The 13,865-nt window shown below is 67.6% G+C and carries 12 protein-coding genes and 1 riboswitch; of the genes, 11 read left to right on the forward strand and 1 reads right to left on the reverse strand.

Annotation, left to right across the window (positions count from 1 at the left end; genetic code table 11):
- The first annotated feature begins 108 nt into the window (after nucleotides 1-108).
- The 10 genes from BM252_RS09280 to mmsB all read left to right on the forward strand — a co-directional run bounded on the left by BM252_RS09280 (nucleotide 109) and on the right by mmsB (nucleotide 11,730).
- Entirely contained in the window at nucleotides 109-1,098 is a 990-nt protein-coding gene (locus BM252_RS09280) for a porin (protein WP_093386685.1), read from the forward strand.
- 111 nt (nucleotides 1,099-1,209) lie between these two features.
- A complete protein-coding gene (locus BM252_RS09285; RefSeq protein WP_139236370.1) occupies nucleotides 1,210-1,968 on the forward strand; it encodes a type 2 periplasmic-binding domain-containing protein in 759 nt (252 codons plus the stop codon).
- 11 nt (nucleotides 1,969-1,979) lie between these two features.
- The gene (locus BM252_RS09290) at nucleotides 1,980-2,954 is read left to right on the forward strand and encodes a substrate-binding periplasmic protein (RefSeq protein ID WP_093387245.1); all 975 of its coding nucleotides are present in this window, start codon (nucleotides 1,980-1,982) and stop codon (nucleotides 2,952-2,954) included.
- 527 nt (nucleotides 2,955-3,481) lie between these two features.
- Nucleotides 3,482-5,374, forward strand: a complete 1,893-nt coding sequence (locus tag BM252_RS09295) for a S8 family serine peptidase (RefSeq protein ID WP_217429892.1) — start codon at nucleotides 3,482-3,484, stop codon at nucleotides 5,372-5,374.
- A gap of 55 nt (nucleotides 5,375-5,429) precedes the next feature.
- Nucleotides 5,430-5,678 (forward strand): hypothetical protein, encoded by a 249-nt coding sequence (locus BM252_RS09300; RefSeq protein WP_093386694.1) that lies wholly within the window; start codon nucleotides 5,430-5,432, stop codon nucleotides 5,676-5,678.
- An 80-nt stretch (nucleotides 5,679-5,758) separates the two neighbouring features.
- Nucleotides 5,759-5,981: riboswitch (cobalamin riboswitch) on the forward strand.
- A 195-nt stretch (nucleotides 5,982-6,176) separates the two neighbouring features.
- The gene (locus BM252_RS09305; protein WP_093386697.1) at nucleotides 6,177-7,685 is read left to right on the forward strand and encodes a CoA-acylating methylmalonate-semialdehyde dehydrogenase; all 1,509 of its coding nucleotides are present in this window, start codon (nucleotides 6,177-6,179) and stop codon (nucleotides 7,683-7,685) included.
- A gap of 10 nt (nucleotides 7,686-7,695) precedes the next feature.
- The gene (locus tag BM252_RS09310; protein WP_093386700.1) at nucleotides 7,696-8,856 is read left to right on the forward strand and encodes an acyl-CoA dehydrogenase family protein; all 1,161 of its coding nucleotides are present in this window, start codon (nucleotides 7,696-7,698) and stop codon (nucleotides 8,854-8,856) included.
- On the forward strand, nucleotides 8,853-9,632 hold the full coding sequence (locus tag BM252_RS09315) for an enoyl-CoA hydratase (RefSeq protein ID WP_093386703.1): 780 nt from the start codon (nucleotides 8,853-8,855) through the stop codon (nucleotides 9,630-9,632). Before BM252_RS09310 ends, BM252_RS09315 begins: the two co-directional genes overlap by 4 nt.
- A complete protein-coding gene (locus tag BM252_RS09320; protein ID WP_093386705.1) occupies nucleotides 9,629-10,819 on the forward strand; it encodes an enoyl-CoA hydratase/isomerase family protein in 1,191 nt (396 codons plus the stop codon). The genes BM252_RS09315 and BM252_RS09320 overlap by 4 nt, the downstream gene beginning before the upstream one ends.
- On the forward strand, nucleotides 10,816-11,730 hold the full coding sequence (mmsB, locus tag BM252_RS09325) for a 3-hydroxyisobutyrate dehydrogenase (RefSeq protein ID WP_093386708.1): 915 nt from the start codon (nucleotides 10,816-10,818) through the stop codon (nucleotides 11,728-11,730). Before BM252_RS09320 ends, mmsB begins: the two co-directional genes overlap by 4 nt.
- Nucleotides 11,731-11,879: 149 nt before the next feature.
- Here the strand turns inward: mmsB and BM252_RS09330 are convergent, their stop codons facing one another.
- Nucleotides 11,880-12,224 (reverse strand): zinc ribbon domain-containing protein YjdM, encoded by a 345-nt coding sequence (locus BM252_RS09330; protein WP_093386711.1) that lies wholly within the window; start codon nucleotides 12,222-12,224, stop codon nucleotides 11,880-11,882.
- Nucleotides 12,225-12,480: 256 nt separating this feature from the next.
- Here BM252_RS09330 and BM252_RS09335 point away from each other — a divergent pair, with 256 nt between their 5' ends.
- Nucleotides 12,481-13,743 carry a D-amino acid dehydrogenase gene (locus tag BM252_RS09335; RefSeq protein WP_093386714.1) on the forward strand — a complete coding sequence of 421 codons (1,263 nt, stop codon included), beginning with the start codon at nucleotides 12,481-12,483 and terminating at the stop codon, nucleotides 13,741-13,743.
- The last annotated feature ends 122 nt before the right edge of the window (nucleotides 13,744-13,865 follow it).

Here is a 13,865-nt window from a genome sequence, read left to right on the forward strand (position 1 = left end):
GCAACAATGTAACAATATATTCTTGCAGCTCAGAAATTCGCGCGGATAATAAAGCACCGGGCAGTGACAGCCCTACCTATCCCGACGTTAGATCTGGAGGTAAACGCGATGAGCAAGAACGTGTTCGCAACGCTGGTGATTGGAACTTGTGCGGGGGCCGCGTGCGCGCAAAGCGCGGTGACGGTATATGGCTCGATGGACCTCGGCATGGTCTACGAGAGCGGCGGCCCGGCCGGCGGCAGCTGGAACCTCGAGAGCGGCGTGCAGGCCGGCTCGCGGCTCGGCTTCAAGGGCAGCGAGGATCTCGGCAATGGCCTGTCCGCCAGCTTTGTCATCGAGGGCGGCATCGCCGGCGACACCGGCGGCAACCGCCCGACCGGCCTGACCTTCGGCCGCCAAACCCTGCTCGGCCTGAGCGGCCCCTTCGGCAGCGTCAAGCTGGGCCGGCAGTTCAACCTGGTCACCAACGCGCTCAACGACGTCGACCCCTTCGGCGGCGGCCACGAGGGCGCCTACTCGAACGTCATGTTCTCCGACTACCGCACCAGCAACGGCGTCTACTACACCACGCCGGCCATCAACGGCCTGACCGCCAACCTGACCTGGGCGCCCGGCGAGGTGGCCGGCAGCGGCGCCGCCAAGCGCGAGCTCGGCTACGCCGTCGAGTACACGCGCGGCCGGGTGTTCGCCGTGCTGGCCCACCGCAGCCTGAACAACCTGGCCGACACCAGCAGCCACAAGGTCACCTTCGCCGGCGCCACCTACGACTTCGGCCTGTTCAAGGCGGCGCTGGGCTACGCCCGCAACAAGGACGACCTGGCGCTCGACTCGCGCGACATCATCGTCGGCGCCTCCACCACGCGCGGCGCCGACAGCTGGATGGTCTCGCTGATCGACCACAAGGACAGCAGCGGCCTGCGCCAGGACGCGCGCCAAGCCGCCATCGGCTACACCCGCGCGCTGTCCAAGCGCACCAACCTGTACAGCTCCTACTCGCGCCTGCGCAACGACAACGGCGCCCCCTTCACCGTCGGCAACGCGGTCGAAAGCGGCAGCGGCACGCGCGGCCTGGCGCTGGGCCTGTATCACAAGTTCTAGTGTCACAAGTTCTAGTGTCACAAGTTCTAGCGTCACAAGTTCTAGCGCCATCAGTTCTAAATCGCATCCGCAGCCAAGCACCCAACCACCGCCCCCGGGAGAGCACACATCATGAAAGCACTCGTATCGGCAGTTCTGCTGACCCTACCCATGGCCGCCTTCAGCCAGGACGCGATGGTCCTGTGCATCGAGGACCAGGCCGCCGCGCCCTACACCTTCCCCACCAGGGACGGCACCATGCAGGTGCTGATCAAGATGGCCGCCAAACAGATCAACCAGCCGGTCACCTTCAAGATCCAGCCGTGGAAGCGCTGCATCGAGGACGTGCGCGGCGGCACCCTGAACGGCCTGCTCAACGCCGGCTACACGCCCTTCCACGCCGACTACGCCGCCTTCCCGATGAGCGGCGGCAAGGCCAACACCGCGCAGTCGCTGGCACGCATGGACATCATGGCCTACCGCATGAAGGGCAGCAAGGCCGGCTGGGACGGCAGCAAGTTCTCCAACGTCGCCAAGCCGGTGCTGATCCCGTCCGGCTTCGCCACCATCTCCGACCAGCTCAAGTCGCTCAACGTCAGCTACGACGACAACACCAAGGAGCCGCTGCGCAATTTCTACAAGATGATCGCCGGCCAGGGCGAGGTGATCCTCGGCTTCGACGTCGAGATGAACGCGCTGATCGCCGGCCGCAAGGACATCGACGACAAGGTCGAGATGATCCCGACCAAGTTCATGACCGCCGACTTCTACGTCCCCTTCAACAAGGCCTACTACGCCGCCCACAAGGAGCAGGTCGACGCGCTGTGGACGGCGATCGGCAAGACCCGCAAGTCCAAGGAATACCTGGACGCGATCAAGGACATCAAATAGCGCGAATGCCCATGCCACGCCCTTCCCCGGGCGCGCGTCCACCGCGCCCGCGCCCGCCGCCCGGACGGCGCCCGCAGCTGCTGCCGGCGTCGCTGTCGGCGTTGCGCGCCGCGTCGGCATCGCCGCCGACGCCGTCGCCACGACGAGCATTGACGGCGCGGCGGACGCTGGCAGCCCTGCTGGCACTGCCGCTACTGCTGGCCGCGTTGGCGGCGCCGGCGGCGGTCGACGGCAATGCCGCGCCGGCCCCCATCGCCGTCACCATCTACGGCGACGATGGCTATCCGCCCTACTCCTACCTGGAGAACGGCGAGATGAAGGGGATCTACACCAACATCATCCGCGCCGCCGCCAAGCGCATGCCGGAGTACCGCGTCAGCCTGCAGCCCATCCCGTGGAAGCGCGGTCTGGTCAAGCTGGAGACCGGCGAGGCCTTCGCCCTCTACCCGCCGTATCTGCGGCCGGCCGAGCGTCCCTACATGGACTACTCGGACAGCATCCTGGCCGAGCAACTGGTGGTGTACTGCAGCCAGCCGGTGATCGAGCGGCGCCCGCGCAAGGTTTGGCCGGACGACTACGCCGGTCTGCGCGTCGGCCTGAACGCCGGCTTCCTCATCGGCGGCAAGCTGTTCGACCAGGCCGTCGGCGCGGGCCGCCTGAGCGCGGTGCCGGCGCGCAGCAGCCGCACCAACCTGCTCAAGCTGATGAAGGGGCGCATCGACTGCTTCCTCAACGACCGCTCCTCGATCGTCTGGGAGCTGGGTCGCATCCGCCACGAGGGCTTGGTCGAGCCGGGCGCCTTGCCGATCGCCGAGACCAGCGTGCTCAGCGCCGAACAAGGCTACCTCGGCTACACCAACCGCGACGCCGGCCGCTTCCCCTACAAGCACGACTTCATCCGCAAGTTCAACGCCGCCATCAAGGAAATGAAGCAGGACGGCGAGATCCGCGACACCATCGAGCACTTCCTGCGCACGCCGGGCTAGGCGAGGCAATCAGATCGCCTGGACAAACCGCTGCAGTCCAGCGTCTGAAAGATGCGTCCCACTTCCATCGACGTAAATGATGTTAAAAGGATTATTATTGACGTCTGGCCGCAGCACCGCGCAGCTATCGAACTCTTTCTCAATCCACCACGGCGGGGTCAATAATGGCAACCGGAAAAAAGAACGAACCGAAGAAAGTAGCCCCGGCAGGCGGCAAGAAAAAGGCCGGCGCCCACATATCGACACCACGTCCACCTGTGACAGCGCTACCGTCTTGGTCGCTACAGAATTGGTCCAGCGAGACGGCTGCCACTTACCTTGGTCGGAGTCAGCGCTCGCCGAAGGTTGATCAAGGTCCAAACACAGCGCAGCGGGATGCCGCGTTGCCAGCGGCACAAATCCATGCCACCGTTTCTGCCGCGCTGAGTGGCCTAAACTTCTCAAACGCAAGGATTCTGAGTTCCATCGCAACGTCGGCGTTGGCCTTGGCTTCCAAACAGGACTGGGGTAGCCTGCATGCACGCCCCATGGACATCGAGCCGGCGATGGACTCCCGATTGCAGGTTGCCCTGGCCAGGCAAAAGAGCGGATCGCCAAGAATGGCGCTGGCGTCTACGTCCGCGGAAGAAATTGCTGTGATCGCCAAGGTCGACGACGTGCAGGCATGGGAGGCCTTGAGCGAGGTCAAGGTCGGCGTCACGCTGGGCGCGGAGACTGGCGAAGGCGGTGTTTGCATCGTCACCGGGCGCATACCGATCAAGCGAATCGAAGCGGTTCGTCACCAACCATTCGTGCAAAGCCTGAAGGCATCGCAACCGGTACGGGCGGCATTAGCCGCAACCACGCGCGCGATGAAGGTCGCGCCAGGTCTGCTGCCGGCGGGCACCTCACCCGAAGGAGGCAAAGGCGTTGTCGTCGGCATTGTCGATTTCGGCTGCGATTTCGCGCATGACAACTTCCGCCGAAACGACGGTAGCACGCGAATTGAAGCAATCTGGGATCAAGCGGGAGAATTGTCCGGCGCGGGCGACGTGCAGTACGGACGCTTGCATACGCAAGCCGACATCGACGCAGCGCTAAGAACCCCCGATCCCTATGCGGCGCTCGGCTATGGCTCCCATCTGAATGTAGGCGCCCACGAGGGGGCGCATGGTACGCACGTGATGGATATTGCCGCAGGCAATGGCCTTGGATCGGGAACTCCCGGTTGCGCACCGCAGGCAGCCATCATCTTTGTTGAGGTGTCCGCTTCGGATATCGCCTGGAGTGGGCCGACGGCGGTGGACCAGTCGTTCGGCGATTCGGTACAGATGCTCGAGGCAGTCAGCTTCATTTTCGCGCAGGCCGGCGATCGCCCGTGCGTGGTCAATCTGAGCCTGGGCACGAATGGCGGCCCGCACGACGGGACGACCCTGGTCGAGCAGGGCCTCGACCGGCTGATCCGGGCAAAACCCAACAGGGCGGTCGTCATCGCGGCCGCCAACTCGCAAGCCGACCACATTCATACCGAAGGCACGATTCCCAAAGGTGGATCGATAGATGTACGCTGGAAGACAGAGAACAGCCCGGCGGGGCAGGAAATGGAAGTGTGGATGGCCGGCACCACGCGGGTGGCGGTGGAGGTCATCGCACCCGACGGTAGCAGCCTCGGCGTGGCCGAGCCGGGAAGCAACATGCCGATCGGCACGGCCCAGGACATCGTCGTGTACGTCGGCAACCGGCTGAGAGACCCCAACAATCTCGACAACATGATCGGGATCTATATCGCCGGCGCCGTCGGTGGCGGACAATGGACGATCCGGCTCTTCGACCGGGGCAACTCCGGTGCCGCGTTTCATGCCTGGATCGAACGTCTGGACACTGCCCAGTCGTCCTTCGTCGATCCGATCGATAGCAGCACGCTCGGCTCAATCTCCTGTGGCCACGACACCATCTGCGTCGGCTCCTACGATGCGCACAAAAGCGCGCTTCCCATGTCCTATTTCTCAAGCACCGGGCCAACCCGGGACGGCCGGTTCAAACCGGAAGTGTCGGCGCCGGGTCATGCGGTCAGGGCGGCTCGGTCCGGCAGCAGGACCGGATTGGTCGACATGTCAGGCACCAGCATGGCCGCGCCCGCCGTCGCTGGACTCGTCGCGCTTGTGCTGGCGGAGGCCGTACAGCGCAAGCAGAGTCTCTCTTCCGCCATCCTGCGGGACATATTGATCAAAGGGGCGGTCTTGTCGCCGCCCGATTTGGACGAGAACCGATGGCACCCGGGATATGGTCGCGGCCGCGCATCCTCAGCAACATTGTCCTTGCTGCGAGCGCCCATGCAAGGGGACACTCCGCCCAAACGGACAGGTAAAACCACAACGACGCCAAATCCCTCAAGAAAAAGGCAGCCGCCAAAGAGTAACCCCAAGCCGCCACCGGCGTAAGCTAACTTGCCGCCCCGCGCTTGCCGCCACGCGCAATTCGGATACACTGGGTGTCATGGACTTCTCTAAACTCAAAAAACTTGAACAGCTCGACGCTCGCGTTCGGCAGATTGATGACGAGCGTGTAGTGACCGCCATCGTCAAAGTGAAGGAGGCAAATTACCACCCGCGCTTGCTCGCCGTGCGCAAGCAAATTGATAGCTGGCTTTTCACGGCCGAGTTCAAGGCGCAGGATCTACAGGATCTGGAGTCCGACCCCTTGGTGGAAACGATTTCGCTGGCCAAAGCACTGCCCTCCTGTTGAAATGAGCGCCACCGCCGCGAGCCGGCCGCAAACGACATTGCCATGAATCGAATGACGTTTACGTAAACGTAATATGTTGTGCTATATTTAATGCAACAGGTGCGCCACCTCATCCCCTTGAGCGGCGTTAAACGGGAAAGCGGTACGCGCCGGGCGGCAACACTCGTCCGGCGCCATGCCGCTGCTGCCTCCGCAACGGTGTGCAAGTGCGGTCGCTCCATCCATGCCACTGGTCGGCTCGACTGGGAAGGCGGAGCGACAAGACTTGCGAGCCCGGATACCGGCCTGTTGATCTTCAAGGAAACATTGCGGCAGGCGGTGTTCCGATGCGTCCCCGCGCCTCGCGGCGGCGGCGCCTTGGCACGGCAGGTCAGTATTTTTCCCTGGGTCTGGTCACGTACGGAAGGTGCGTGATGGGCGTTGCGCGGCACAGCCGCGCGACATTCTATGCAGACAAGCGCCGGCGCAAAAACCGCCGCGCCAACGAGGAAGCACACCATGAGCAAGCACACCATCCCCACCGTCAAACTGCTGATCGACGGCCAGTTCATCGAATCGACCACCAGCGAATGGCGCGACGTCGTCAACCCCGCCACGCAGGAGGTGCTGGCGCGCGTGCCCTTCGCCACGGCGGACGAGATGGCGCGCGCCGTGGCCGGCGCCAAGGCCGCCTTCGCCACCTGGCGCAAGACCCCGATCGGCGCGCGCGCCCGCGTCTTCCTCAAGTACCAGCAGCTGATCCGCGAGAACATGGCCGAGCTGGCCGCGCTGCTGACGGCCGAACAGGGCAAGACCCTGGCCGACGCCGAGGGCGACATCTTCCGTGGCCTCGAGGTGGTCGAATACGCCGCCGGCATCGGCCAGCTGCAAATGGGCGAGCTGGCCAACAACGTCGCCAACGGCGTCGACACCTACACCCTGCTGCAGCCGCTCGGCGTGTGCGCCGGCATCACGCCGTTCAACTTCCCCGCCATGATCCCACTGTGGATGTTCCCGATGGCCATCGCCTGCGGCAACACCTTCGTCCTCAAGCCCTCCGAGCAGGACCCGATGGTCACCATGCGCCTGGCCGAGCTGGCGCTGCAGGCCGGCATTCCGGCCGGCGTGCTCAACGTGGTGCACGGCGGCGAGGCGGTGGTCAACGCCATCTGCGACCACCCGGACATCAAGGCGGTCTCCTTCGTCGGCTCGAGCCGCGTCGGCAGCCACGTCTACCAGCGCGCCACCCAGGCCGGCAAGCGCGCCCAGTGCATGATGGGGGCGAAGAACCACGCCGTGGTGCTGCCCGACGCCAACCGCCAGCAGACGCTGGACAACCTGGCCGGCGCCGCCTTCGGCGCGGCCGGCCAGCGCTGCATGGCCTTGTCGGTGCTGGTGCTGGTGGGCGCGGCGCGCGACTGGCTGCCCGAGCTGGTGGCGCGCGCGCAAACGCTGACGCTGAATGCCGGCGCCGAGGCCGGCGCCGACATCGGCCCGCTGATCTCGCCCGCCGCCAAGGCCCGCGTGGTCAAGCTGATCGGCCAGGGCGTCGAGGAAGGCGCCACCCTGCTGCTCGACGGCCGCGCGCCGACGGTGGCCGGCTACCAGGACGGCAACTTCGTCGGCCCCACCGTGTTCGCCGACGTCACCAGCGCCATGCGCATCTACACCGAGGAGATCTTCGGCCCGGTGCTGTGCGTGATGCAGGCGGCCACGCTGCAGGAGGCCATCGCCATCGTCAACGCCAACCCGAACGGCAACGGCGTGGCCCTGTTCACCCAGTCCGGCGCCGCCGCGCGCAGCTTCCAGGAGGAGGTCGACGTCGGCCAGATCGGCATCAACGTGCCGATCCCGGTGCCGGTGCCGCTGTTCTCCTTCACCGGCTCGCGCGCCTCCAAGCTGGGCGACCTTGGCCCCTACGGCAAGCAGGTGCTGTCCTTCTACACGCAGACCAAGACCATCACCACGCGCTGGTTCGACGACGCCGCCAGCGCCGGCAAGGTCAACACCACCATCTCGCTCAAGTAAGGAGGCCCTCATGGACTTCGAACTGAACGAGGACCAGCGCGCCTACCGCGATTGCGCGCGCCAGTTCGCCGCCAGCGAAATGGCCGGCCAGGCGGCGCAGTGGGACGCCGAGGCGATCTTCCCGCGGCAAATGATCGGCCATGCCGGCGAGCTGGGCTTCTGCGGCATGTACGTGCCGGAGGCGCTCGGCGGCCTCGGCCTGTCGCGGCTGGACGCCACCATCGTCTTCGAGGAGCTGGCCCGTGCCTGCCCCTCGACCACCGCCTACCTGAGCATCCACAACATGGCCAGCGCGATGATCGCGCAGTCGGCCACGGCGGAGGTGCGCCAGCGCTGGGTGGCCGACCTGGCGAGCGGGCGCAAGCTGGCCTCCTACTGCCTGACCGAGCCGGGCGCCGGCTCCGACGCCGCCGCGCTGAGCACCTCGGCCGAGCTGCGCGGCGACGAGTACGTCATCAACGGCAGCAAGGCCTTCATCTCCGGCGCCGGCGCCACCGACGCGCTGGTGGTGATGGCGCGCACCGGCGCGGCCGGCGCGGCCGGCATCTCGGCCTTCCTGGTGCCGGCCGACGCCGCCGGCCTGGCCTACGGCCGCAAGGAGGACAAGATGGGCTGGAACAGCCAGCCGACCCGCGCCATCAGCTTCGACCAGGTGCGCGTGCCGCGCTCGCACCTGCTGGGCGCCGAGGGCGACGGCTTCAAGCTGGCCATGCGCGGCCTGGACGGCGGCCGCATCAACATCGCCAGTTGCTCGATCGGCGCCGCCCAGGCGGCCCTGCTGAGCGCCCAGGCGCACATGAACGAGCGGGTCCAGTTCAAGCAGAAGCTGGCCCAGTTCCAGGCGCTGCAGTTCAAGCTGGCCGACATGCAGACCACCCTGGTGGCGGCGCGCCAGATGGTGCGCCTGGCCGCGTCCAAGCTCGACGCCGGCGCCGCCAACGCCTCGATCTACTGCGCCATGGCCAAGCGGCTGGCCACCGACACCGGCTTCGCCGTCTGCAACGAGGCCTTGCAGATCCACGGCGGCTACGGCTATCTGCGCGACTACCCGCTGGAGCGCTACCTGCGCGACGTGCGGGTGCACCAGATCCTGGAAGGCAGCAACGAAATCATGCGCGTGATCGTCGCGCGCCATCTACTGCAACACGCACCCGCCGAGGAGGCCCTGTGAACTACACCAATCTGACCCTGGAAATCATCGAACACACGGCGCTGGTCACCATCGCCAACCCGCCGGCCAACACCTGGACGAGCGCCGGCCTGGCCGACCTGCGCCGCCTGGTGCACGAGCTGAACGCCAACCCGGCCGTCTACAGCCTGGTGCTGACCGGCCAGGGCGCCAAGTTCTTCTCCGCCGGCGCCGATCTGAAGCTGTTCGCCGACGGCGACATCGCCGTCGCCCACGACATGGCGCAGCGCTTCGGCGAGGCTTTCGAGGCGCTGTCCGCCTTCCGTGGCGTGTCGATCGCCGCCATCAACGGCTACGCCATGGGCGGCGGGCTGGAATGCGCGCTGGCCTGCGACCTGCGCATCGCCGAGACGCAGGCGCAGATGGCGCTGCCGGAGGCCTCGGTCGGCCTGCTGCCCTGCGCCGGCGGCACACAGAACCTGGCCTGGCTGGTCGGCGAGGGCTGGGCCAAGCGCCTGATCCTGTGCGGCGAACGCATCGACGCCGCCACCGCGCTGCGCATCGGCCTGGTCGAGGAGGTGGTCGACACCGGCGCCGCGCTGGAGCGCGCGCTGGCCCTGGCGCGCCAGGCCGGCAAGCAAAGCCCGAGCAGCGTGCAGGCCTGCAAACAACTGATCCAGGGCGCCCGCCAGCAGCCGCCGGCCAGCCTGCTGCCGCGCGAGCGCGAGGCCTTCGTCGGCCTGTTCGGCGGCGCCAACCAGGCCGAGGGCGTGCAGGCCTTCCTGGAAAAACGCGCGCCCGTCTGGAGCCAGGCATGAGCGCCCTGCCCGTGCTGTTCCGCACGCTCGACTGCGCCGGCGGCGGCGCCATCGGCGTGGCCACGCTGAACGCCGAGGCGACCTTGAACGCGCTGTCGCTCAACATGATCGCGCTGCTGCGCATCCAGCTGCTGGCCTGGGAGGACGACCCGGCCGTGGCCCTGGTGGTGCTGGAGGGCGCCGGCGACAAGGCCTTCTGCGCCGGCGGCGACCTGCAGCAGCTGTACCGCTCGATGCGCACCCACCACGCCTCGGCCGAGCGCGACGACGTCTGCGCCAACACCTACGCGCTGGACTTCTTCAGCCAGGAGTACACGCTCGACCACCAGATCCACACCTACCGCAAGCCGGTGCTGTGCTGGGGCCACGGCATCGTCATGGGCGGCGGCATCGGCCTGATGGCCGGCGCCAGCCACCGCGTGGTGACGGAGGGCTCGCGGCTGGCCATGCCGGAGGTGGCCATCGGCCTGTATCCGGACGTCGGCGGAAGCTGGTTCCTCAACCGCATGCCCGGCCACCTCGGCCTGTTCCTGGCGCTGACCGGCGCCCCGCTCAACGCCGGCGACGCCCGCTTCGCCGGCCTGGCCGACTTCCGCCTGCACCACGGCGACAAGGCCGCGCTGTTCGCCGAGCTGCAGCGCCAGCACTGGAGCGCGCTGGCGGCCGACAACCACCGCCAGCTCGGCGTGCTGCTGACACAGGCGCAGCGCGTCGCGCCGGACGATCCGCCCGGCCCGCTGCGCCAGCACTTCGACCTGATCGAGCTGCTCTGCGTCGGCGCCGACCTGGAACGCACAATCGAGCACATCGCCCTGCTCGACGGCGGCGACCGCTGGCTGCAAAAGGCCGCCGCCGCCGTGCGCAAAGGCTCGCCGGCCGCCGCCTGGCTGGCCTACACCATCCAGCGGCGCTGCAAGCACTTGTCGCTGGCGGAGGTGTTCAAGCTGGAGTTGGGCGTGTCGCTGCACTGCGCGGCGCGGCCCGACTTCGCCGAGGGCATCCGCGCCCTGATCATCGACAAGGACATGCGGCCGGCCTGGCAGGCCGCCAGCGTGCGCGAGCTCGACCCCGCCTGGTGCGAGGGCTACTTCGCCAGCCCTTGGCCGGCGGAGCAGCACCCGCTCGACCATTTGTCTCCCGATCCACAAACGGCCGCCCGGCGCGGCCATGAAAGGAAAGCGGCATGAACCAGATCACGAACAAAATCGCCTTCATCGGCCTCGGCAACATGGGCGCACCGATGGCCCTCAACCTCGTCAAGGCCGGCCACGCGCTGCAGGTGTTCGACCTGTCGGCCGCCGCCGTCGGCCAGCTGACGGCGGCCGGCGCCAAGGCCGCGCCGTCGGCCCGCGCCGCGCTCGAAGGCGCCGAGGTGGTCGTCACCATGCTGCCGGCCAGCAGCCACGTCGAGCAGCTCTACCTGGGCGCCGACGGCATCGCCGGCCACATCCCGGACGGCGCGCTGGTGGTCGACTGCAGCACCATCGCCGCCGCCAGCGCGCAGGCGGTGGCGCGCGCCTGCGCCGCGCGCGGGCTGGACATGCTCGACGCGCCCGTTTCCGGCGGCACCGCCGGCGCCCAGGCCGGCACGCTGACCTTCATCGTCGGCGGCGCCGCCGAGGCGCTCGAGCGCGCCCGGCCCTACCTGTCCGCGATGGGCAAGAACATCTTCCACGCCGGCGCCAGCGGCGCCGGCCAGACCGCCAAGATCTGCAACAACATGCTGCTCGGGATACTCATGGCCGGCACCGCCGAGGCGCTGGCGCTGGGCGTGGCCAACGGCCTCGACGCCAAGGTCCTGTCCGACATCATGGCCAAGAGCTCGGGCCGCAACTGGGCGCTGGAGCTGTACAACCCCTACCCTGGCGTGATGGACAACGTGCCGGCGGCGCGCGGCTACCAGGGCGGCTTCGGCGTCGACCTGATGCTCAAGGACCTGGGCCTGGCGGCGCAAACCGCGCTGGCCAGCCACAGCGCCATCCCGCTGGGCGAGCTGGCGCGCAACCTGTACGGCATGCACAGCCTGGCCGGCGCCGGCGCGCGCGACTTCTCCAGCATCATCGAGCCGCTGCTGGCCGGCCGGCTGCCGCCGGCGTAAGCGCCCCACCCCGCAAGCTAGGGGTCGGACCCCGTACGGGGTCCGACCCCGGCTTCCGCGTCCCGGGGTGGGGGCAAAAAAAACGCGCGTGCCAGAGGCGCCGCGCGGTTCTTCACTACTCGGTGGCCGGGCCGTCGCGGCCCGCGCCATCACACCTTCTTGACGAACTCGGTCTTCAGGCTCATCGAGCCGAAACCCTCGATCTTGCAGTCGATGTCGTGGTCGCTGTCGACCAAGCGGATGTTCTTGACCTTGGTGCCCATCTTGACGGTGCCGCCGCCGCCCTTCAGTTTCAGATCCTTGATGACGGTCACGGTGTCGCCGTCCTGCAGCACGGTGCCGGTCGAGTCGCGATAGACCTTGGGGCCTTCCTCGGCCGCCTCGGCACCGGCCTGCGCGCTCCACTCGTGGGCGCACTCAGGGCAAACGTAGTTGGCGCCGTCCTCGTAGGTGTATTCGGAATTGCATTTCGGGCAAGGAGGTAAAGCGCTCATATGATCGTCCTGTGTAAGGCTGTGGCCGGATGGAAAGCCGACAGTATACAACTTGCCGGGCGTATTCGGCAAATGCGCGCGACTAGGCCGATCTTGCCGGGCGATAGTGGCAGCAGAAAGCCATATGCCCGACGTTGCCGGCAAACCACCCTGGCGAAAATAGGCGTTGAAGAGCGGGCCGGAAATACGGTAAGCTGTTGCCGCGCGTCGCAGGCCAGGCCGCCACTAGTCCGTTTGACGATCTGGACCCGAGCACATGAAAACCATAGCAGTCATCGGCGGCGGCATCACCGGCGTCACCACCGCCTACGCGCTGGCCAAGCGCGGCTTCGCCGTCACCGTCTACGAACAACACCGCTACCCGGCGATGGAGACCTCGTTCGCCAACGGCGGCCAGCTGTCGGCCTCCAACGCCGAGGCCTGGAACCACTGGTCGACCATCCTCAAGGGCATCAAGTGGATGCTCAAGAACGACGCGCCGCTGCTGGTCAGCCCCAAGCCGAGCTGGCACAAGCTGAGCTGGTTCGCCGGCTTCGTCGCCGCCATCCCGCAGTACCGCGCCAACACCATCGCCACCGCCCGCCTGGCCGTGGCCGCGCGCGAGCACCTGTTCGCCTGGGCCGCCGAGGAAGGCATCGATTTCGACCTCAGGCGCGAGGGCATCCTGCACATCCACCGCGACAAGGCCGACTTCGAGCACGCCGCCGAGGTGTCCAAGCTGCTGGCCCTGGGCGGCCTGGCGCGCCGCGCAGTCACGCCGGCGGAGATGCGCGCCATCGAGCCGACGCTGGCCGGCAGCTACTACGGCGGCCACTACACCGAGAGCGACAGCAGCGGCGACATCCACAAGTTTTGCAGCGGCCTGGCGCGCGCCGCCGAGCGGCGCGGCGTGCAGTTCCGCTTCGACCAGCAGGTGCGCGGCGTGGCCAGCGTCGGCGGGCGCGCCCGCATCGACGCGCTGCACGATGGCCGCAGCGACAGCGCCAGCTATGACGGCGTGGTGGTCTGCGCCGGCACCGCCAGCCGCGCGCTGGCCGCGTCACTGGGCGACCGCGTCAACGTCTACCCGGTCAAGGGCTACTCGATCACCGTCGACCTGGCCGATGCCGTCAGCCGCGCCGCCGCGCCCAAGGTCAGCCTGGTCGACGACGCCACCAAGCTGGTCGCCAGCCGGCTCGGCGAAGGCCGCCTGCGCGTCGCCGGCACGGCCGAGTTCAACGGCTACAACCGCGACATCCGCGCCGACCGCATCCGTCCGCTGGTGGCTTGGGTCGAGCAGTGCTTCCCCGGCGTCGGCACGCGCAGCGTGGTGCCCTGGGCCGGCCTGCGGCCGATGATGCCCGACCTGGTGCCGCGCGTCGGTCGTGGCAAGGCGCCCGGCGTGTTCTACAACACCGGCCACGGCCACCTCGGCTGGACCCTGTCGGCCGCCACCGCCGAGCTGATCGCCGACGTGGTGCGGCAGACGCTGGACGCGGCCGCGCCAAGCGTGGCGGTAACGCGGGCGCTGCCGGCCTAAGCCGATATGCGCGGGCAGGCTTGGCGTACTCGGCGAACGCCGACACGCATGATCATGCCTGGACCGCTGATTCGGGACAATCGTCCAACGCTTCTCCGTTTTACTGGTGGCCGCAGGTGGAG

Source organism: Rugamonas rubra, from assembly GCF_900114705.1.
GTDB classification, from domain to species: Bacteria; Pseudomonadota; Gammaproteobacteria; order Burkholderiales; family Burkholderiaceae_D; genus Rugamonas; species Rugamonas rubra.

Bases quoted from the DNA above. Each gene is read 5' to 3' on its own strand.
- BM252_RS09300 (WP_093386694.1), top strand. From the start codon at position 5,430: ATGGACTTCTCTAAACTCAAAAAACTTGAACAGCTCGACGCTCGCGTT.
- BM252_RS09295 (WP_217429892.1), top strand. From the start codon at position 3,482: ATGGACATCGAGCCGGCGATGGACTCCCGATTGCAGGTTGCCCTGGCC.
- BM252_RS09330 (WP_093386711.1), bottom strand. From the start codon at position 12,224: ATGAGCGCTTTACCTCCTTGCCCGAAATGCAATTCCGAATACACCTAC.
- BM252_RS09280 (WP_093386685.1), top strand. From the start codon at position 109: ATGAGCAAGAACGTGTTCGCAACGCTGGTGATTGGAACTTGTGCGGGG.
- mmsB (WP_093386708.1), top strand. From the start codon at position 10,816: ATGAACCAGATCACGAACAAAATCGCCTTCATCGGCCTCGGCAACATG.
- BM252_RS09305 (WP_093386697.1), top strand. From the start codon at position 6,177: ATGAGCAAGCACACCATCCCCACCGTCAAACTGCTGATCGACGGCCAG.
- BM252_RS09335 (WP_093386714.1), top strand. From the start codon at position 12,481: ATGAAAACCATAGCAGTCATCGGCGGCGGCATCACCGGCGTCACCACC.
- BM252_RS09290 (WP_093387245.1), top strand. From the start codon at position 1,980: ATGCCACGCCCTTCCCCGGGCGCGCGTCCACCGCGCCCGCGCCCGCCG.
- BM252_RS09320 (WP_093386705.1), top strand. From the start codon at position 9,629: ATGAGCGCCCTGCCCGTGCTGTTCCGCACGCTCGACTGCGCCGGCGGC.
- BM252_RS09310 (WP_093386700.1), top strand. From the start codon at position 7,696: ATGGACTTCGAACTGAACGAGGACCAGCGCGCCTACCGCGATTGCGCG.
- BM252_RS09285 (WP_139236370.1), top strand. From the start codon at position 1,210: ATGAAAGCACTCGTATCGGCAGTTCTGCTGACCCTACCCATGGCCGCC.